We start from the raw sequence: 20,167 nt of genomic DNA on the forward strand, positions 1-20,167 counted from the left end.
ACCGTGTGCACACGACCTCCAGAGGGCTGGGCCCGGGTGGGCAGGGTGGAACAGGGACAGGGACGACGGGTACGAGAGGGACGACAGGTGCATGGCAGGGCCCGGTGGGGCCGGGGTGGGGCGTGGTGCCGGACCGGCGGGAGCCGGGAGCCGGGGCACCGGGGCGGTGGAGACGGCGGGGCGGTGCGCGGTGCCGGGGAGGGGCCCGGGGCGCCGTCACCAGATGAGGGGGAGCCGGTCCAGCCCGTAGATGAAGTGGTCCTCGCGGAAGGAGAGTTCGTCGGCGGGGACGGCCGGGCGCAGTCCGGGCAGCCGTTCGGCGAGCCGGCGCAGCGCGACGGTCAGCTCCAGCCGGGCCAGGGGTTCGCCGAGGCAGCGGTGCGCCCCGTGGCCGAAGGCGAGGTGCGGCCGGGGTGTGCGGTCGGGGTCGAAGGTGTCGGGGTCGTCGAAGACGGCGGGGTCGCGGTCGGCGGCGGCGACGGACACGACGACGCCCTCGCCGGCCCGGATCGTCCGGCCCCCCACCTCGACGTCCTCGACGGCCGCCCGGTACAGGCCGCGGTGCGGCACCGTCCACATCCGCAGCACCTCTTCGACGACCGGGCCGGCGGCCGTTGGCTCCTCGCGGATCCGGGCCAGCAGGCCGGACCGTCCGGTGACCGTGAGGAGTCCCAGCGCGAGGGTGTGGGTGGTGGTCTCGGAGGCGGCGATGAGCAGGGCCATCGCGGTCGCGCCCAGCTGCTCGTCGTCGAGCTGCCCGGTGTCGACCTGTTCGGCCACGAGCCGGCTCAGCAGATCGTCCCCGGGGCTGCGGTGCCGGTCGGCGATGACGTCGGCCAGGTAGGACGTGAACTCCGCCGCGGCGCCGAGGCGTTCGTCGGGTGTCCGTGCCGGGTCCATGGCGACGGCGCTCTTCTCCTGGAAGACGGCCGCGCCCTCGTCGCCGATGCCGAGGACCGAGCAGATCACCCGGGACGGCAGCGGCAGCGCGAACTCCGCGACGAAGTCGGCCCGGTTCCGGCCGCCGGCCGTGAGGCGGTCGATGAGGTCGTCGGCGACGGCCTCGATCCGGGGGCGGAAGTCCTCGGTGCGGCGGGCGCCGAAGGCGGGGATGAGCATGCGCCGGTAGCGGCCGTGTTCCGGCTCGTCCATGGTGAGGAAGGAGCGGGCACGCCGGCGTTCCGGGTCCGGCGCGGGGCGCGGCGCGGTCGATCCGGTGGGGAAGCCCTCGCGGGCGGGGTCGGTGCTGAACCGCGGGTCGCGCAGCACGGCCTTGGCGGCCTCGTGAGAGGTGACCAGCCACAGCGGCTGCTCCTGGAACCGCACCCGGGCGACGGGCTGCGTCTCCCGCAGCCGCCCGTACTCGGCGGGCGGGTGGAAGGGGCACTGCCGGGCCGACGGGTAGGCGGGGAGGCCGGAATCATCCGGGCCGGGCGGTTCGTCCGGGCTGCCGGACTCCCGCGGTGGCCGCGCGGAGGCTGCCATGGCGTGCCCTTCGGTCGGGGCGCAGGTCGATCACCTTCGTGCGCCTGTGGGCGGATGTGGAGGTGCCGTGAACCGTGAATACGCGGCGTTCACTATAGGCACGCGAGCGATCGCTCAGCAATCAACTCCCGCCACTTCAGCGCCAGTTGCCCCATCGGCATCCGGACCCGGATCCTCCGCGCGGCCCGCCCGCTCGTCCGCCCGAGCGGGCCCGTCTTTTTCCGGTGCGTGCCCGCCCATTGACGTACCCGGGCGTGGAGACCTAGGTTCCCGGCATCGGTAGGAAAGTTTCCTATCAAGCGCGCCCGTGCACCGTCGCCCGGGCGGGCCGGACAGATCTCGAAGGTGGGTCACGCCATGGCCACACACGCCGACTCCGGCGGGATACCGGGAACACCGGGCACCCCCCGGGTGCTGCGCGCGATGAACGACCGCGCCGCACTCGACCTGCTCGCGGCACACGGACCGCTCACCCGCACCCGGCTCAGCGAGCTGACCGGCCTGTCCAAACCCACCGCTTCCCAACTCCTGGGCAGGCTGGAGGAGATGGGCCTCGTCCGGGCCCGCAGCAAGGTGCGCGGCAAGCCGGGGCCGAGCGCCCTGCTCTACGAGATCGAGCCGTCCGCCGCGCATGTGGCCGCGCTGTCGGCCGACCCGCACGGCATCTCCGCCGCGGTCGCCGACATCACCGGCACGGTCGTCGGCCGCGCCCGCGTGGAGGCGGAGTCCGTCCCCGAGGACGTGCCCCACCGCACGGCCCGGCTGGTCGAGGAGGCCGTCGGCGGCGCCCTGCGGCAGGCCGCGCCCGCCGCGCGGGAGCCGCACACCACGGTCATCGGCACGCCCGGCGCGATCGACCCGCGCACCGGCGAACTGCGGTACGCGCCGCACCTGCCCGGCTGGCACTCCCGTACGCTCCGCGCCGAGCTGGCCGAGGTGCTGGGCACCACCGTGACGATCGACAACGACGTGAACCTCGCCGCCGTGGCCGAGCAGCACGAGGGCGCGGCCCAGGACCACGACAACTTCGCCCTCGTATGGGTGGACGACGGCACCGGCGCCGCCGTCGTCGTGGACGGCACGCTGCTGCGCGGGGCCACCGGCGGCGCCGGGGAGATCGGCTACATGCCGCTGCCGGGCGCCCCGCTGGCCCGCGGCGGTCCCGGCGCCTACGCGGCGGAGGACGGCGGGGGCGGCTTCCAGAGCCTCGTCTCCGTCGCGGCGGTGCGCGCCCTCGCGGGCGGCAAGCCGCTCGCCGACGCGCTGGCCGATCCCCAGGTGCGCGCGGAGGTCGCGCGCCGGCTGGCCAGCGGTATCGCCGCCGTGGTGGCGGTCGTCGACCCGGAGCTGGTCGTGCTGTCCGGTGCGGTGCCGCGCACCGGCGGCGAGGAGCTACGGGCCCTGGTGGAGCGGGAGTTGACCGGGCTGGCGCTGCCCAGGCCGCTGCTGCGGCTCAGCGAGGTCGAGGACGATCCCATCCTGAGCGGAGCCCTGCTGTCGGCCCTGGCCCAGGCGCGCAACGAGGTCTTCGACACCGCCTGAGCCCGGCCCCGAGCCCCGCTCCTCCGCCCCCTGCCCCCTCGGGCCGTGCCGGGCCGGGGCCCCGCCCGCCCCGGGCCCTGACGGCCCGCGCCCGACCGAACCCGAACCTGGAACCGGACCCCGGCCCCCGGCCCTCGCTGCCCTCCTCCGGTCCTGGTCCGTGCCGCCCGTGCCCCGTGTGCGCCGGACGCCGCGGCATCCGCCCTCGCCCGTCCGGCCGCTCGGCCGGTGGCCGTGCGCCGCCCGGCGTCCCGCCCGGGTGGTGTCCGTCCGTGTCCGAACTCCCTTCCCAACCATCCCTGTTCGTGAAGGAGCCGCCATGTCGCCTCCGCGTCCGCGTGCCTGGCCGGCCGTGCTGCTCGCCGTCGGGCTGCTGCTGTCCGGCTGCGCCAATCCGAGCGTCGGCAGCGCCGACGACGATCCGAAAGCACCCGTCACGCTGAAGTTCTGGCACGGCTGGTCGGAGCCGGGCGAGGTGAAGGCGATCGACGCCAGTATCCGGCGCTTCGAGAAGCTGCACCCGAACATCCAGGTGAAGACGACGGGGAACGTCAGCGACGCCACCGTCAACCAGGCGCTGCGGGCCGGCGGCGACAAGGCCCCCGATGTGGTGTCCTCCTTCACCACCAACAACGTGGGCCAGTACTGCGATTCGGGCATGTGGGCCGACCTCGATCCGTTCCTGCGCAAGAGCGGTATCGACAAACGGAAGGTCTTCCCGCGCACGCTGCTGGAGTACACGCAGTACGAGGGCACCCAGTGCGCGCTGCCGCTGCTGGCCGACGCGTTCGGGCTCTACTACAACAAGGACGCCTTCGCCGAGGCCGGCATCACCCGGCCGCCCCGCACGATGTCGGAGTTCCGCGAGGACGCGAAGAAGCTGACGCGGCGGGACGGCGGCCAGGTGGAGCGGGCCGGGTTCATGCCCAACTTCCGGCTGTACCAGAACAGTCCGGACCGGATGTTCGCGCAGTGGGGCCCGCGCTACTTCGACAAGGACGGCAAGGCGCGCCTGGCGAAGGAGCCGCGCACCCGGCAGTTCTTCCGGGAGATGAGCCGGCTCGCCGACGCGCAGGGCGGCTACCGGGCGCTGGAGCGGCTGCGGCAGAGCTTCGGCGACGAGATGTCCCGGCAGTCCGGCTTCATGACGGGGAAGCTCGCGATGCACCTCGACGGGGAGTGGCGCGGGCTGATGCTCAAGGAGGCGAAGCCCGACTTCGACTGGGGCGTGGCGCCGCTGCCGGTGCCCGACGACCAGGCGGACACCTACGGGCGCGGCTATCTCACCGGCACGGTCGCCGGCATCGCGCACAGCAGCAGGCATCAGAACGCCGCCTGGGAGCTGCTGCGGTTCCTGACCACCGACACCGACCAGGTCGTCGCCTTCGCGAACGCGATCCACAATGTGCCGTCCACGAAGGCGGCGCTCGACTCGCCCCGGCTGGACGCCGATCCGTCCTTCCGCACCTTCCTGCGGATCGCGAAGAACCCGCACAGCCAGGCGCTGCCGCCGTCGACGACCGGCGGCCAGTACGTGACGGCCTTCCAGGACTTCTCCTACTCCGTCGAGTCGGGCCGGGAGAAGGACCTCGACAAGGGGTTGCGCGAACTCGACCGGCAGATCGATGCCGACACCCTTCAGGCGGAGAACTAGGAGCCCGGCCATGGCACTCGACCTGACATCCGGGGCCCGCACGGGCTCGACCGGCCGGCCGGCGCCCGGTGCGCACACGCTGCGCCACCGGCGCAGGCGGGAGCGGCTGCGCACGATCGGCTTCCTCTCGCCCTGGCTCGTGGGCTTCACGGTCTTCTTCGGCTATCCGCTGGTCGCGACCGTCTACTTCTCGTTCATGCACTACAACCAGATCAAGCAGCCGGAGTTCGTGGGGCTGCGGAACTGGTCGTACGTGTTCACACAGATGCCGCTGTTCGGGCCGGCGCTGTGGAACACGGTGTGGCTGGTCGTGGTGATGGTGGCGCTGCGGGTGGTGTTCGGCATCGGCGTCGGCCTGCTCGTGACGAAGCTCAAGAGCGGGGTCGGCTTCTTCCGCACCGCGTTCTACGTGCCCTATCTGGCGCCGCCGGTGGCCGCGACGGTCGCGTTCGTCTTCCTGCTCAACCCGGCGACGGGGCCCGTCAACGAGGTGCTGGGCGCCATCGGCCTGGACGGCCCGAACTGGTTCAACGACCCCGACTGGTCCAAGCCGTCGCTGGTGATGCTGTCGCTGTGGGGCATCGGGGACCTGATGGTCATCTTCATGGCCGCGCTGCTGGACGTCCCCAAGGAGCAGTACGAGGCGGCCGAGTTGGACGGTGCCGGGCCGCTGGCCAGGTTCCGGTACGTCACCTGGCCGAACATCACGCCGATCGTGATGTTCGCCGTGGTCACCGGTGTGGTGCAGACGATGCAGTACTACACCCAGGCGCTCGTCGCCGGGAAGCTGGCCTCGGGCGTCACGATCGGCCCCGGCACGGTCATCCAGCCCGGCTACCCCGATCACTCGACGATCACCGTGCCGCAGCTCGTCTACCAGCTCGGCTTCCAGAACTTCAACACCGGTGCCGCGTGCGTGCTGTCGCTCGTGCTGTTCGCGATCGCGATGGCCGTCACCATGCTGCTCATGCGCCGCAGGAGCGGCCTGCTGTCGGCGGAGGACTGACCGATGACGACTCCCACTTCCCCGGCGGCCGACGCCGTCGCCCCCGTACGCCCCGCCCGGGCCGGGTCCGCCGCGGGCCCGTCCGCGCCCCTGCCCGCCGCCGCGCGCCGGGCCCGCCGCAACCGGGTGCTGCACTGGATCGCGGTGCACTCCGTGGCCGTCGCGCTGGCGCTGGCCTTCGTGCTGCCGTTCGTCTTCGCGTTCCTCACCTCGGTGATGAGCGACGGGCAGGCCATGAGCGGCGAGCTGTGGCCGGCGTCCTGGCACTGGGAGAACTACAGCAAGGTCTTCCACACGCCCGGCTTCCTGGACTGGTGGCGCAACTCGCTGATGTACGCGGTGGTCGGCACCGTGTTCACCGTGTGCTCGTCGGTGCCCGTGGCCTACGCGCTGGCCAAGTTCCGCTTCCGCGGCCGGCGGACGGCGATGCTGCTGGTGATCTCCACGATGATGCTGCCGCCGCAGGTCGTCGTCGTGCCCATGTACCTGGTGTGGGCGCAGCAGTTCCATCTGTCCGGCACGCTGTGGCCGCTGATCATCCCGATGGCCTTCGGTGACGCGTACTCCATCTTCCTGCTGCGGCAGTTCCTGCTGACGATCCCCAAGGAGTACATGGAGTCGGCGCGGATCGACGGCTGCGGTGAGCTGCGCACGCTGCTGCGCGTCATCGTCCCGATGGCGAAGCCGGGCATCGCGGCCGTCGCGCTCTTCCAGTTCTTCTACTGCTGGAACGACTACTTCGGCCCGCAGATCTACGCGGCACAGAACCCCGGGGCCTGGACGCTCAGTTACGGCCTCGAATCGTTCAAGTCCGCGCACAGCGTGGACTGGAACCTGACGATGGCGGCCACGCTGTTGATCATGGCGCCGGTCATCCTCGTCTTCTTCTTCGCACAGAAAGCCTTCGTCGAAGGCGTCACCCTCACCGGAGTAAAGGGCTGAGACACATGAAGCTCGCAGTGGTCGGCGGAGGCTCGACCTACACCCCCGAACTCGTCGACGGATTCGCACGGCTCAGTGACGTGCTGCCCATCGACGAGCTGGTCCTGATCGACCCCGCGGCCGACCGCCTGGAGCTGGTGGGTGGCCTGGCCCGGCGCATCTTCGCCAAGCAGGGCCACCCCGGCACGGTGACCACCACCGCCGACCTGGACGCCGGGGTGGACGGCGCCGACGCCGTCCTCCTCCAGCTGCGCGTCGGCGGGCAGGCGGCCCGCGACCGGGACGAGACCTGGCCGCTGGAGTGCGGCTGCGTCGGCCAGGAGACCACCGGCGCGGGCGGCCTGGCCAAGGCGCTGCGCACCGTTCCGGTCGTCCTCGACATCGCCGAGCGGGTGCGCCGCAGCAACCCGGACGCCTGGATCATCGACTTCACCAACCCCGTCGGCATCGTCACCCGCGCGCTGCTGTCCGCCGGGCACAAGGCCGTCGGCCTGTGCAACGTCGCCATCGGCTTCCAGCGCAAGTTCGCCCGGCTGCTGGACGTCGCCCCCGCCGAGGTCCACCTCGACCACGTCGGGCTCAACCACCTCACCTGGGAGCTGGGCGTGCGCCTCGGCGGCCCGGACGGCACCGACGTGCTGCCGAAGCTGCTCACCGAGCACGGGGACGCCGTCGCCGACGATCTGCACCTGCCGCGCACCCTCGTCGACCGGCTCGGCGTCGTCCCCTCCTACTACCTGCGCTACTACTACGCACACGACGAGGTCGTCGGCGCCCAGCGCGAGAAGCCCACCCGGGCGTCCGAAGTGGCCGCGCTGGAAGAGGAGTTGCTGGGCATGTACGCCGACCCGGCGCTGGACGAGAAGCCCGAGCTGCTGGCCCGCCGCGGCGGCGCCTACTACTCCGAGGCCGCCGTCGACCTGGCCGCCTCGCTGCTGCGCGAGGGCGGCAGCCGCCACCAGGCGGTCAACACCCGCAACAACGGCACCCTGCCCTTCCTGCCCGACGACGCGGTGATCGAGACCCAGGCACGCATCGACCGGGACGGCGCGCACCCGCTGCCGGTGCCCCCGCTCGACCCGCAGTTCACCGGGCTGATCGCGCATGTGAGCGCGTACGAGGAACTCGCCCTGCGGGCCGCCCTGCACGGCGGGCGCGACCGGGTCTTCGCCGCGCTCCTCGCCCACCCCCTCGTCGGCCAGACCGCATACGCCGAGCAGCTCACCGATCTGCTCCTCGCGCACAACAAGGAGCACCTCGCGTGGGCCTGAGCGAACCCCGGCCGGCCGCGCCCGCGGGCGGGCCGGCTCCCGGCGTTCCGGCGGTGCTCGCCGTCGACGCCGGCAACAGCAAGACCGATGTGGCGCTGCTCGCCGCGGACGGCACCGTGCTGGGTGCCGCGCGCGGCGGCGGCTTCCGGCCGCCGGTCGTCGGCGTGGCGGCGGCCGTCGACGCGCTGGCCGAGACCGTCGCCCGCGCCCACGCGGACGCGACCGGGGACGCGGCCGCGCCCGGCGGCGCCCTCCCGCCCGTGCGGCAGGTGATGGCGTGTCTGGCCAACGCCGACCTGCCCGTCGAGGAGGAGCAGTTGGCGGCGGCGCTGACCGGGCGCGGCTGGGGCGACGAGGTCACCGTGCAGAACGACACGTTCGCGATCCTGCGCGCCGGGCTGACCGAGGACGACGGCGACGGCGCCCCGCGCGGCGTCGCCGTCGTGTGCGGCGCCGGGATCAACTGTGCCGGGCTGCTGCCCGACGGCCGCACCGCCAGGTTCCCGGCCATCGGCCGGCTCTCCGGCGACTGGGGCGGCGGGGGCGGCCTGAGCGAGGAGGCGCTGTGGCACGCGGCCCGCGCCGAGGACGGCCGGGGCGAGCCCACCCGGCTGCGCACCGCGCTGCCCGCGCACTTCGGACTCGACTCGATGTACGCGCTGATCGAGGCCCTCCACCTGGGACGCATCCCCTACGCCCGGCGGCTGGAGCTGACCCCCGTGCTGTTCCGGGTGGCCGCCGAGGGCGACGCCGTCGCCGACTCCCTGGTGGCGCGGATGGCCGAGGAGGTCGTCACCATGGCGGTGGTCGCGCTGCGCCGCCTCGATCTGCTCGGCCGGCCGGCGCCGGTGCTCCTCGGCGGCAGCATCCTCGCCGCCGGCCATCCGCTGCTCGACGACCGCATCACCGGGCTCCTCGCCCGGCGTGCCCCGCTGGCCGTGCCCCGCGTGGTGCGGGCCCGTCCGGTGCTGGGGGCCGCGCTGCTGGGCCTCGACGCGCTCGGCGCCGGCCCGGAGGCGCACCGCACCGCGCGGCGCCACTTCGAGCCGGCTGCCCCCTCCGGTGCGCCCCGGGACGTACCCGGGCCGGCGTCGGGCGGTGCCGGCCGCACCCGGCCGGTCGGCACCGGACCCGCCCCCGACTGACGCCGGCCGGGCGTGCACAGCCCCGTGGGGCCGTCGCGGGACGGCCCCACGGGGTGGGTGGCGGTCCGGCCGGGGATCAGCCGAGGGAGGAGACGTTCAGCAGGGCGTTGGGGGAACCGGAGCCCGGGTTGCCGACGACGCCGGTCTGGGCGGAGTTCACCAGCGCGTTGCGCACCTGCGCCGGGGAGGCGCCGGGGTGGGCGGAGAGGTAGAGGGCGGCGGCGCCGGCCGCGTGCGGGGAGGCCATGGAGGTGCCGCTCATGGTGGTGGAGCCGCCACCGTTGCGGGTGGAGGTGATGCTGCCGCCGGGCGCGAACAGGTCCAGGCAGCGGCCGTAGTTGGAGAAGTACGAGCGCCCGTCACCGCGGTCCGTCGAGCCGAGGGTGATGGCGGCCGGCACCCGGGCGGGGCTGGTGTTGCACGCGTTGCTGGAGTCGTTGCCCGCGGCCACGGCGAAGCTGACGCCCTTGTCGATGGCGCCCTGGACGGCGGCGTCCACGGAGGAGCTGGCCGCGCCGCCGAGGCTCATGTTGGCCACGGACGGGCCGTCGGCGTTCTGCGCCACCCAGTCGATGCCGCCGATCACCTGCGACCACTGGCCGGAGCCCGAGCAGTTGAGCACCCGCACGGAGACGATGTCGACGTTCTTGGCCACGCCGTACGTCTTGCCGCCGACGGTGCCGGCCACGTGGGTGCCGTGGCCCTGGCAGTCGCTGGCGTCGTTGTCGTTGTCGATGAAGTCCCGGCCGCTGCGCGCGCGTCCGCCGAAGTCCGGGTGGGTCATGTCGACGCCCGTGTCGACGATGTACGCCGTCACACCGGAGCCGTCGTTGGGGTAGCTGTAGGAGCTGTTGAGCGCGCCGTCTATCCGGTCGATGCCCCAGGAGGGCGGGTTGGGCTGGGTGCCGCTGACCCGCGCCGTGCCGTCGGCCTCGACGAAGCGCACGCCGGGGGCCTTCGCCAGCTCCTCGGCCTGCTCCTCGCTCGCGCGCAGGGAGAACCCGCGGAAGGCCGCCGAGTAGACCTGGTCGACCTTGCCGCCGTGCGCGTCGGTGAGCCGCTCGGCGGCGGTGCGGGCCTGCGCCCGCGCGGTGCCGGACGCCGACGCCTCGCCGTCCAGCGCCACGATGTACCGGCCGGCCGTCGCGCCGGGCGCGTCGGCGTTACGGATGGTGCCCTGCTGCGCGTCGGGCGTGGACGCGCCGGCGGTGGCGGCCTGGCCCAGCCCCAGCACCGTCGCGGTCAGCGCTCCGATGCCCAGGGCGGCGAAGCGTCTGGTGCGCGTACGAGTACCCATGGATGCTGCTCCTCCGTCGTGGGGGTGTCGGACCGGGCGTCCCGCGCCCGGTCATGTGGCACACACCCTCTGCGGGGGTCCGGACCAAAACAATCCGGAAGTGCATAGGTAGGTATACGTATTCGGCTTCGGCACCGTCGGTGTGTTCCGCCGCCCCGGGCCCGGGGATCAGGCGGCCGGGAGCGGGACGAAGAACCGGTTCATGCCCGGGACGTCGGAGAGGTACGTCTCGATGGAGGCGATCCGGCCGTCGGCGATCCGGCACACGGTGGCCAGGTGCTCGTCGAGCACGGCGTCCTCGCGGGCGGCCGTGTTGTGCAGGGCCAGCGCCATGTTGTCCCGGCTCATCAGCACGTGTTCCAGGGTGAACGTCAGCCCGTAGGAGGCGATCAGCTCGGCGCGCTCGACGACGCCGTCCGGGCCGGTGGCGGTGCCGGAGATCACGTTGTCCCCGGGCAGCGTCCAGGTCACGTCCTCGCTGAGCACCGCGCGGAGCCGGTCCCAGTCGCGGTGGGTGAGCGCGGCGTGGAAGGTGTCCGCGAGGTGCTGCTTGGTGGCGTCGGTGGTCATGACGACTCCCTTCGATGGTTCGAGTTGATTCGAACCGTACACCGCGTTCCGCCGGCTCTGCACACCGGCTGATCAGCTCGGTTCGTTTGGAGTCGTACTGTCTCGGCGGTACGGTGGTGCCATGGCTGAGGAGCTACGCCTGCCCGCCAGGGAGGCACTGCGGATCGACGAGGTCCTGATCGCGCTCGGGCACCCCGTCCGGCTGCGCGTCGTGCGCACGCTCGCCGACGGCCGCGAGATGGCCTGCCGGGACATCCTTCCGGACATGACCAAGAGCAGCGCCAGCCACCACTGGAAGGTGCTGCGCGAGAGCGGCGTCATCCACCAGCGCCGCGAGGGCCGTTGCCTGCGCACCACCCTCCGCCGCGACGACCTCGACGCCCGCTTCCCCGGCCTCCTGGACGCGGTCGTCAACGGCTGAGACCGGCGGACGCCGACGGCGGGCGGGCGCCGTGCACCGCCGCGCGGCGCGGCGGCCGGGGCGCGGGCCGCGGCTCAGGCGCCCGGATGGTCCCCGGCCGGCCCCGCCGCACCGAACGCCGGATGGTGCGCGGGGACCTGCGAGCGCGAGGTCAGATTGAGCTTGCGCAGCACCCGGGCCACATGCTGCTCGACGGTGCGCGGCGAGAGGAACAGCACCTCGGCGATCTCCCGGTTCGTGCGGCCCAGCGAGACCAGCCGGGCCACCTCGCCCTCGCGCGGCGAGAGACGGCCGCCGTATCCGCGCCGGCCGCGCCGGGACGGCGTCGCGGTGCCGCTGCGGCGCAGCACACTGCGGCAGCGCGCCGCGTCCCGCACGGCACCCAGCGCACCGAACTCCTCCGCCGCCGCCGCCAGTTGGGCCGCGGCGGCCGCATCGCCGAACGCCAGCCGGTTGCGTGCCGCCGCCTCACCGGCCCGCGCGGCCGAGTACGGCTGGGGCAGCACGGCGTAGGCGGCACGCGCGGCGGTGAACGTGGCCGCCGCCTCGGCGCCGCGCCCCGCCGCCGTGGCCAGCACGCCCTGGCAGGCGAGATGCGCCGCGGCCGCCAGCGGGGCGTCCCGGCCCGCGAGCTGCTCACCGAACTCCGCCGTGAGCGCCTCCGCCTCCTCGTGCCGGGAACAGCGCACCAGGGCCGCCACCGCCATCGGCGCCAGATCCGCCGCCCAGGTCCAGATGTCCTTCCGGCGGATCCGTGCCACGGCACGCAGCGCCTCCGCACACCCCGCCTCCGGATCCCCGCACGCCGTGCGCAGCCGCGCCATGGCGGCGGACGCCGCGGCCAGGATGTTGGCCGGCGCGTTGGCCGGATCGGCGAGCCCCGCGTCCCGCAGCCGCGCCTCGGCCTCCTCCCACTCGCCCCGGGCCGACGCCAGCAGCCCCAGCACCAGATGGGCGTCGGCCGCCACACTGGAGACGCCCCGGACCACCCCGAGCGCGGCGCGTGCCCGCTCCGCCAGGCCGTCCCAGCGGCCGGTGTACCAGGCCAGGCGCAGCGCCGTGCCCTCGACGATGTTCTCCAGATACGGGGCGCCGTACTCCACGGCCAGCCGCCGCCCCTCGCGCCGGTAGCGGCGGGCAGCGGCGTAGTGGCCGAGACAGGTGGCGGCATCGGCCAGATTGCCGCAGGCCCGCGCGACCTGACGGCGCTCGGCGACCGTCCCGCCCTGCGCCAGCAGCGTCTCCGCCTGCCGCCACACCGCCGGCGAACCACAGGACATCAACAGCGCCAGGTGGTTGCCCCGCACGGCGAGGCGCAGCGCGCCGTCGGTCTCCCCGGCCACCAGCTCCTCGGCCCGCGCGATCCACTTCTCGTGCGTGCTGCGGGGCTGATCGCCCCAGCCGGGCATGGCCAGCGCCGCCATGCCGCGCGCCGCGAGGGCGGGCCGCTCGTGCAGCTCCGCGACGGCCGTCTCGGTGTCCGCCCTGCCCTCCTGGTACCGGCCGGCCTGATTGTTCAGCAGCAGCCCCAGATTGAGCCGGATCTCGCCGCGCAGCCCCGCCGGCAGCCGGGCGTCGCGCAGGACCCGGCGCAGCAGCCCGGTCGCGCGGCGGTGCGCCAGCCCGACGGCCGCCTCCCTGCTGAGCCGGGCCGCGAGCCGGCCCCGCTCGTCCGCCGGCATCCGGTCGTCGCTGAGCAGCTCCTCCAGCAGCTCGACGGCGAGCGCCGTGTCGCCCATGTCGTGGGCGGCCTCGGCGGCCTGTTCGCAGTGCCGGTACCAGGCGCGCCAGTCGCCCGACATCCGCGCGTGGTAGGCGAGCCGCACCAGCGGCGGCGGATCCCTGCGGGCCAGCGCCGTCAGCGCCCGGCGGTGCAGCTGGTGCCGGTCGGGCCCGGGCAGCATCGCGTAGACCGCCTGCTGCGCGAGGGCGTGCCGGAACCCGTAGCGCCCCTCGTCCTGCTCGTGCAGCATCCCCGCCAGCAGCGCCTCCCGGACCGCGGCGACGGCCCGCCCACCGCCACCGGGCCCGCGCACCCCCGGCCCGTCGGCGCCCGCGTCCGGATCCGTGCCCGTGGGGGAGCCGGGGCGGGGGCTCCGCCCCGGGCCGGGTCTTCGGCCCCGGGACGGCTGCTGCCCGGAGGCCGGATCCGTGCCCGGGTCGGTGCGGGAAGGCGCGAGGGCCCGGACCGGGGCGGGACGGTAGGGATGCCCGGGACCGGCGCCGAGGACGTCCGCGCCGAGGAGGTCCGCGAGGGAGTCGTCCGCGAAGGTGCCGTCCGTGCGGGAGCCGTCCGTGCGGGAGGGGCCGGGGAGGGCCGGGCGGGGGAGGTGTGTCCGGGGTGCGGCGTCGCCGGGGAGGGCCGGGCGGGAGGCGTTTCCGAGCGAGGGGTCCCGGGCGGGCGCGGGCGTGCCGTCGGCCGGGTGTGCGCAGCCGGCACCGCGCGGCGGACCCGGGCGGGGGTCCGGGTGGGGATCCGTGTGCGGCGCGTCGTCCAGCATGGCGGCCAGCAACTCCTCCTCGGCGGGCACCCGCAGGACCGCCGCGGCCCGGACGGCCTCCGCCGCGTCGGGGGACAGCTGGGCGAGCCGGTCGGCGGTGGCCTCCTGGAGCAGGGCGGGCACGGGCATGGCCTCCAGGGTGTCGGTGTCCAGGGCGCGGCCTCTCGCGCCGCGGGCGGCCAGCGCCCGGACGGTCTCCTCCAGGACGAACGGGATCCCCGCGGTACGGCGGTGCAGTTCGGCCGCCAACTCGTCCGTGATGTCCGCCCCTTCGGCCATCGCCGCCGCCAGCTCGCGGACGGCGGCCGGACCGAGCGGCAGCAGCGGCACCCGGACCTCGGTGGTGCCCGGCGGGCACCGGTGCGCCCGCCCCAGCGGCAGTCCGCCGTCGCCGGGCAGGTCCTCGCGCCGGTAGGTCAGCAGCAGCGACAGCCCCGGGGGCGGCGCGTCGGCCAGGAACCGCAGCAGATCGCGGGTCCCGTCGTCCGCCCAGTGCACGTCCTCCACGACGACGACGGTCTCGCCGAGGGCTTCGAGCAGGGCGCGGACGGCGCGGAACAGCCGGTGCTGGGCCGCACGGTGGTCGGTCGGCGGCTCCGGTGCCGGCGGCAGCGCGGCGGCCAGCTCGGGCACATGGGCGCGCAGCGCACCGCACACCGGGTTGAGCGGGGCGGGCAGGGCGTCGCCGAGGCCGCGGAAGAGGTCGACGACGGGCCCGTAGGGGAAGGGCTCGCGCAGCGGGAGGCAGCTGCCCAGCAGCGCCCGGCGGCCTGCCGGGGCCCGGCCGAGCGCTTCGTGGACGAGGCGGGTCTTGCCGATGCCGGCCTCGCCCTCCACGAACACCACCGAGGGAGGGGCGGCGAGGGCGGCGGTGAGCGCGTCCAGTTCGTCCTGCCTGCCGACGAACCGGGGGGCCTGCGGGGATCGGAGAACGGCGTACGGCACCGGAGCCACCTCCACAACCATGACGGGCGAACCATGACGAACTCCCCGGACCGGCATGTGTGCACAGGGTTCGGACTTCGGCCGGCGGTCAGCATCTTCCGCACGTTCCGGGCGTACAACAAGCCCCGCGCAGGCCCCGGCGGTGCGGGAGGCGTACAGCCGCCACACCCCCGGCGCCCCGCCCGCCCCGTCCGTCCCGCACAGCCCCTCCGGCCGCTGTGCCCCCTCCGGCCGCTCCGCCCACTCCGCCCGCTCGTCATCCCCGTCCGCTCCGTCATCCCGGGCTCCTCCGTGTCGCGGTACGGCCCGCCCGGCCGGGTGCGGCACGCGTCCTGCATGAACACCCGGGTCCGGGGAACCGCGGCAGTGGAGGTGAACACCCATGGCAGCACTGCTTCTTGGACTTCTGCTCGTGCTCGTCCTGTTCGGCGCCGGGTTCGCCCTCAAGGCGCTGTGGTGGGCGGCCCTGATCCTTCTCGTGCTGTGGATCGTGGGCTTCTTCGTCCGGCCGGCCGGGGACGGCGGACACCGGGGGCGCTGGTACCGGTGGTGAGCCGCCCCGGCACCCGGCCCGCCGAGCACGTTTGACCAGCGGCGACGCGGACACCCGTGGCGGTCCGGCGGGCCCGGCCCGGCAGGGGACGCGACGTCCGGCCGGGCGGAACGGCCCGCCGCCGCCCGCCACCGCACACGGAAAGGACGGAGGAACAGTGGCGATCACGGAACCGACCGCGGAACGGACCACCGACCACCCGGGCAGGACGCCGGAGTACCCGGACTACACGGTGCCGGGCCTCAGCACCGAGGACGGTGCGCGCGTCATCGCCCTGCTGGCGTCCCGGCTGCACGCCCTCAACGATCTGTCCCTGACGCTCAAGCACATCCACTGGAACGTCGTCGGCCCGCACTTCATCGCGGTGCACGAGATGCTCGACCCGCAGACCGAGAGCGTCCGGGAGATGGCCGACGCGGTGGCGGAGCGGATCTCCGCGCTGGGCGGGGTGCCGTGGGGCACCCCGGGCACGCTGGTGGCCGAACGCGACTGGCAGGACTACAGCGTGGGCCGGGCCGACGCCATCGCCCACCTGGGCGCGCTCGACCTCGTCCTCACCGGCATCGTCGAGGACCACCGCCGGGCACGCGCCGAGGTCGCCTCCCTGGACCCGGTGACCGAGGACCTGCTCCTGGAACAGCTGCGCGCGCTGGAGAAGTTCCAGTGGTTCGTCCGGGCGCACCTGGAGAGCTGCCGCGGCGCGCTGAGCACCGCGGGCGCACGCACCGAGCAGCAGGCCGCACAGGAGGCGGCCACGCGGTGACCCGCCCCGGCACCGGACGACGCCGTGTGACGGGCGGTCGCACTCCGTCACGCCTCGCGGCGGGGAACGGCACCCCGTGTCCGGCCGCGTGGTGGCGTGTTCCCGCCGGGCCGGGAGAGGCCGCGGTTGCGGCGCCCCCACGGGGCCCCGACGATGAGTGAGGGCGCGGCGGTGCCCGCCCGGGGCCGGGCAGGCCCGCCCCACGTGCCGGCGAAAGGTGTGGCTCATGCCCGTGTGCACGACCCGCGACGGCGTCGAGATCTTCTACAAGGACTGGGGCGCCGGACGCCCCGTCGTCTTTGTGCACGGCTGGCCGCTCAACGGGGACGCCTGGCAGGACCAGCTCAAGGCCGTCGCGGACGCCGGGTACCGCGCTCTCGCGCACGACCGGCGCGGCCACGGCCGCTCCACCCCGGTGTGGTCCGGCTACGACTTCGACACCTTCGCCGACGATCTGAACGACCTGCTCACCGGGCTCGACCTGCGGGACGTCACCCTCGTCGCCCACTCGATGGGCGGCGGCGAACTGGCCCGCTACATCGGGCGGCACGGCACCGGGCGGCTGCGCTCCGCGGTGCTGCTGTCGGCCATCACGCCGGTGATGGTCCGTTCCGACAGCAACCCGGAGGGTGTGCCGGACGAGGTCTTCCGGGGGATCAAGGACGGCCTCCTCCAGGAGCGTTCGCAGTTCTGGAAGGACACCGCGGTCGGGTTCTTCTCGGCGGACCGGCCCGGCACCAAGGCGACCCGGGGCAACCTGGACGCCTTCTGGTACATGGCCATGGCCCAGACGCTGGAGGGCGGGGTGCGGTGCGTGGACGCCTTCGCCTACACGGACTTCACCGAGGACCTGGCGAAGTTCGACATCCCCACCCTCGTCGTGCACGGGGACGACGACGAGATCGTTCCGCTGGAGGCGACGGGCCGGAAGGCCGCCGCGCTGGTTGCCGACGCCGAGTTGAAGGTCTACGAGGGCGGCAGCCACGGCATCGCCCTGGTGCCCGGGGACAAGGAGCGGTTCACCGGCGATCTGCTGGAGTTCCTGCGCCGCTGACCTCCCGGGCTGCCCGGCCTGCCCGGCCTGCCCGGCCTGCCCGGGCTGCCGTGCCGGCGGCCGGGCGGTGCGCGGCCACCGGCACGGCCCGCGTCGGACGGCGGGCCCGCACGCACTCACCGCAGGGGCGCCCGCCCGGATGCGTCCAGCCGCCCGAGCAGCCGCCGCAGCTGCTCCGTCTCCCCCGCGGGCAGCGGCAGTTGGGGCGGACGCGGGGGCCCGGCGTCCCGGTCCAGCAGACCGAGCCCCGCCTTGACGGCGCGCGGCAGACCGCGTCCGACGAGGAACTCCAGCAGCGGCAGCAGCGGCCCGAACACCGCCTCGGCCCGCTCCGCTTCCCCGCGTACCGCCGCGTCGTACAGGTCCAGGCACCACGCGGGCACCAGGCAGGGGGCCGCGGTGCACCAGCCGGCGGCGCCGGCCCGGAAGGCGTCGAGGGCGACGGGGTTGTTCCCGTTGTAGACGGAGAGCGCGCCGTCGGACCGCTCACGCAGCGCCCGGAAGCGGGCCACGTCGCCGGAGCTCTCCTTGACCATGGTGAGCTGCGGGATGCGGCGGGCGAGCGCCACCACCCGGTCCGGGGTGAGATCCACACCGCTGGTGCCCGGGTTGTTGTAGAGCACCATCGGCAGATCGGTGGCGGCGGCCACGGTGGCGAAGTGCCGCTCCAGCTCGGCGTCCGTCAACTGCCAGTACACCAGCGGCAGCACCATGACCGCGGTGGCTCCGTTGCGTGCCGCCACACGGGCGCGGCGGACCGTGCCCTCCGTGCTGAAGTGTGCGACGCCGACGAGGGTGGGGACGCGCCCCGCGACGGTCTGGAGCGTGGTCTCGCAGACGGCGTCCCACTCGCTCTCGGTGAGGTACACGCTCTCGCCGGCGCTGCCGAGCGGGGCGACGGCGTGGCTCCCCGCGGCGACCAGGTCCCCGGTGAGCCGCCGCAGCCCGGGCAGATCGAGCGCACCGGTGTCCGGGTCGAAGGGGGTGACGGGGTAGGAGATGACGCCCCGCAGGGGCGGAGCCGTCGTCACAGCCGCACCTCGCCGGTGAGGCAGTCGGGATGGTTGCGCAGTGCTCTGCGCGCGTAGTAGGCGAAGTTCGCCCGGGAGCGGACGTCCTCCAGGGTCCAGTCGTGGGCCTCCCGGGCGAGCTGCGGGTCCAGCGGCTGGATGGTCCCGGCGGACATGGCGAGCAGCTGGAGCCGGGCGGCGCGCTCGATGAGCACCGCGAGGCTGCACGCCTCCTCGACGGTGCGGCCGGTGACGAGCTGGCCGTGGTGTGCCAGGAGGACGGCCCGCTTGTCGCCCAGGGCTCGGGAGATGATCTCGCCCTCCTCGTTGCCCACGGGAACACCGGGCCAGTCCTTGAGGAAGGCGCAGTCCTCGTAGAGCGGAGTGGTGTCCATCTGGGAGACGACCAGGGGCACTTCGAGCATTGCGAGGGCGGCGGTGTGCAGCGAGTGCGTGTGGACGATGCAGTTGACGTCCTCCCGGGCCCGGTAGATCCAGGAGTGGAACCGGTTGGCGGGGTTGGGCATGCCCTCGCCCTCCAGCACCCGCAGGTCCTCGTCGACGAGCAGCAGATTGTCCTCGGTGATCTCGTCGAAGCCGAGGCCCAGGCGCTGGGTCCAGTAGGTGCCGGGCCGCTGTCCGCGGGCGCTGATCTGCCCGGCGAGGCCCGAGTCGTGGCCGCCGTCGAAGGCGATACGGCAGGTGAGCGCGACCTTTTGGCGGGTGGTCAGCGGGGAGTCGGAGAAGTGGGCGCCCATCTGGCGCTCGGCGCGCTCCAGGAGAACGTCCTTCGAGTCCCGCATGGTGTCTGCCATTTCTGCTCCAGTCCCGAGGCGCCGGCCCGGCCGGCCACCTCTCCATCCGGCTTTCCCCGGCTTTCTCCGGCACCGCTGCCGCGGTACCCCGGGGCTTCCGGCACCGCGTCCGCGGTACCCGGACAGGAAACGTGAAGCACGGTAGGAAACCCTGTGTCATGCCGCAAGGGTGCCCGTGCCGTCGTCCGGAGCAGGGGCGGTGGGGATACTGGTGGGCCCGCGCGCCGGGTGCCCGTGCCGGAGGCGAGGGGCGGGAGGCGGGGCCCGGGAGGGCGCAGGGGCGGAGGGGTGCGAGGACATGGACGGGAGGGGCCGGTGATCAACCGGGTACGGCAGTTGCGCAAGGAGCGCCTGATGACGCTGGAGGCGCTCGCTCGGCGCTCCGGCGTGACCAAGAGCTATCTGTCGAAGGTCGAGCGGGGGCACAGCGTCCCGTCGATCGCGGTCGGCGCCTCGCTCGCGAAGGCGCTGGACGTGCCGCTGGGCAGCCTGTTCACCGAGGCGGAGGAGGCGGCCGAGGTGACGGTGACCCGGGCCGGGGAGCGGCAGTCCCTCACCGACGAGGACGAACCCGGCTCCCGCTACGAGGCGTTGGCGCTGCGGGCCGGCACCAAGGGCATGACGCCGTTCATGCTGCACCCGCCGCACGAGGTGGAGTCCGTGCCGTTCCGGGACCACCCGGGCGAGGAGTTCCTCTTCGTCCACGAGGGCCGGGCCGAACTGCTCTTCCCCTCCGGGGCTTTGACGCTCGGCCCGGGGGACTCCGCCTACTTCCGGGCCACGGTGCCGCACAAGGTGCGCTCCCTGTCGCCCGCCAGGGCCGCCCTGCTGCTCGTCGTGTGTGACGATCGTGACGGCGTCGACACACCACATCCGCAACTCCCGTAGCCGACGGCCCCACGCGTGGCCGGGACCCGTCGCCGGCGCCGTCCGGTTGGCTGGAACTGATTGCTCGTGTGGGGGTACGTTGCGGGGTGACATTCCGTCCCGCCGCGGAGTTGACGGGCTGTCGTGCGAACGCAGGGGGGTCTACGCGTGTCGGACGGGGCGCGCCCGCGCGGGCCCGCGTACCACACCGGGGCGTACAGGTGGTCAGTTCACGACGAACTTGCCTTGCCGAGGGACTATGCATCTCGTCGGATCTCCTCACGCAGCAGGATGGCTAGCATGAGTCGCATACCGGGTCGGAAGAT

Annotated in this window: 17 protein-coding genes; 11 read left to right on the top strand and 6 right to left on the bottom strand. The window is 74.1% G+C overall.

The genetic code is table 11. The features are described from left to right. Positions 1–216 precede the first annotated feature (216 nt). The gene (locus SCA03_RS24860) at positions 217–1,485 is read right to left on the bottom strand and encodes a cytochrome P450 (protein ID WP_086817216.1); all 1,269 of its coding nucleotides are present in this window, start codon (positions 1,483–1,485) and stop codon (positions 217–219) included. 357 nt (positions 1,486–1,842) lie between these two features. On the opposite strand from SCA03_RS24860, the gene SCA03_RS24865 reads away from it, so the two are divergent. The 6 genes from SCA03_RS24865 (at position 1,843) to SCA03_RS24890 (ending at position 9,045) form a co-directional block, all read left to right on the top strand. Further along, positions 1,843–3,027 carry an ROK family transcriptional regulator gene (locus SCA03_RS24865; protein ID WP_030885944.1) on the top strand — a complete coding sequence of 395 codons (1,185 nt, stop codon included), beginning with the start codon at positions 1,843–1,845 and terminating at the stop codon, positions 3,025–3,027. A gap of 319 nt (positions 3,028–3,346) precedes the next feature. Continuing rightward, positions 3,347–4,681, top strand: coding sequence for an ABC transporter substrate-binding protein (locus SCA03_RS24870; protein WP_030885941.1), 1,335 nt, complete (start codon positions 3,347–3,349; stop codon positions 4,679–4,681). Between the two features lie 10 nt (positions 4,682–4,691). Then, entirely contained in the window at positions 4,692–5,687 is a 996-nt protein-coding gene (locus tag SCA03_RS24875) for a carbohydrate ABC transporter permease (RefSeq protein WP_030885939.1), read from the top strand. 3 nt (positions 5,688–5,690) lie between these two features. Further along, positions 5,691–6,629 (top strand): carbohydrate ABC transporter permease, encoded by a 939-nt coding sequence (locus SCA03_RS24880; protein WP_030885936.1) that lies wholly within the window; start codon positions 5,691–5,693, stop codon positions 6,627–6,629. A gap of 5 nt (positions 6,630–6,634) precedes the next feature. Then, on the top strand, positions 6,635–7,900 hold the full coding sequence (locus tag SCA03_RS24885) for a 6-phospho-beta-glucosidase (RefSeq protein WP_030885932.1): 1,266 nt from the start codon (positions 6,635–6,637) through the stop codon (positions 7,898–7,900). Then, the gene (locus tag SCA03_RS24890; RefSeq protein WP_086817392.1) at positions 7,891–9,045 is read left to right on the top strand and encodes an N-acetylglucosamine kinase; all 1,155 of its coding nucleotides are present in this window, start codon (positions 7,891–7,893) and stop codon (positions 9,043–9,045) included. Before SCA03_RS24885 ends, SCA03_RS24890 begins: the two co-directional genes overlap by 10 nt. 76 nt (positions 9,046–9,121) lie before the next feature. Here SCA03_RS24890 and SCA03_RS24895 read toward each other — a convergent pair whose 3' ends face one another. Continuing rightward, positions 9,122–10,342 (bottom strand): S8 family peptidase, encoded by a 1,221-nt coding sequence (locus tag SCA03_RS24895; RefSeq protein ID WP_030894394.1) that lies wholly within the window; start codon positions 10,340–10,342, stop codon positions 9,122–9,124. Positions 10,343–10,510: 168 nt separating this feature from the next. Continuing rightward, positions 10,511–10,912, bottom strand: coding sequence for a nuclear transport factor 2 family protein (locus tag SCA03_RS24900; RefSeq protein ID WP_030885922.1), 402 nt, complete (start codon positions 10,910–10,912; stop codon positions 10,511–10,513). A gap of 121 nt (positions 10,913–11,033) precedes the next feature. On the opposite strand from SCA03_RS24900, the gene SCA03_RS24905 reads away from it, so the two are divergent. Beyond that, a complete protein-coding gene (locus SCA03_RS24905) occupies positions 11,034–11,333 on the top strand; it encodes an ArsR/SmtB family transcription factor (RefSeq protein ID WP_030885919.1) in 300 nt (99 codons plus the stop codon). Positions 11,334–11,407: 74 nt separating this feature from the next. Here SCA03_RS24905 and SCA03_RS36460 read toward each other — a convergent pair whose 3' ends face one another. Further along, the gene (locus SCA03_RS36460) at positions 11,408–14,779 is read right to left on the bottom strand and encodes an AAA family ATPase (protein WP_230988898.1); all 3,372 of its coding nucleotides are present in this window, start codon (positions 14,777–14,779) and stop codon (positions 11,408–11,410) included. Positions 14,780–15,161: 382 nt separating this feature from the next. On the opposite strand from SCA03_RS36460, the gene SCA03_RS24920 reads away from it, so the two are divergent. From SCA03_RS24920 to SCA03_RS24930, 3 genes are all read left to right on the top strand, one after another. Further along, entirely contained in the window at positions 15,162–15,332 is a 171-nt protein-coding gene (locus SCA03_RS24920) for a hypothetical protein (protein WP_030885913.1), read from the top strand. A 163-nt stretch (positions 15,333–15,495) separates the two neighbouring features. Then, positions 15,496–16,095: a Dps family protein gene (locus SCA03_RS24925; protein ID WP_141275668.1), complete on the top strand. Its 600-nt coding sequence runs from the start codon at positions 15,496–15,498 to the stop codon at positions 16,093–16,095. A gap of 226 nt (positions 16,096–16,321) precedes the next feature. Continuing rightward, the gene (locus tag SCA03_RS24930; protein ID WP_086818088.1) at positions 16,322–17,149 is read left to right on the top strand and encodes an alpha/beta fold hydrolase; all 828 of its coding nucleotides are present in this window, start codon (positions 16,322–16,324) and stop codon (positions 17,147–17,149) included. Between the two features lie 116 nt (positions 17,150–17,265). Here SCA03_RS24930 and SCA03_RS24935 read toward each other — a convergent pair whose 3' ends face one another. Both SCA03_RS24935 and SCA03_RS24940 read right to left on the bottom strand, forming a co-directional pair. Then, positions 17,266–18,180: a dihydrodipicolinate synthase family protein gene (locus tag SCA03_RS24935; RefSeq protein ID WP_086818089.1), complete on the bottom strand. Its 915-nt coding sequence runs from the start codon at positions 18,178–18,180 to the stop codon at positions 17,266–17,268. After that, on the bottom strand, positions 18,177–18,974 hold the full coding sequence (locus SCA03_RS24940) for an aldolase (protein ID WP_030885903.1): 798 nt from the start codon (positions 18,972–18,974) through the stop codon (positions 18,177–18,179). Before SCA03_RS24940 ends, SCA03_RS24935 begins: the two co-directional genes overlap by 4 nt. Before the next feature lie 315 nt (positions 18,975–19,289). Between SCA03_RS24940 and SCA03_RS24945 the strand changes: the two genes are divergently transcribed. Further along, positions 19,290–19,862 carry a helix-turn-helix domain-containing protein gene (locus SCA03_RS24945; protein WP_037866617.1) on the top strand — a complete coding sequence of 191 codons (573 nt, stop codon included), beginning with the start codon at positions 19,290–19,292 and terminating at the stop codon, positions 19,860–19,862. Positions 19,863–20,167: the final 305 nt, after the last annotated feature.

Origin of the sequence: Streptomyces cacaoi (genome assembly GCF_006539165.1) — a bacterium.
Taxonomy (GTDB): Bacteria; Actinomycetota; Actinomycetes; order Streptomycetales; family Streptomycetaceae; genus Streptomyces; species Streptomyces cacaoi.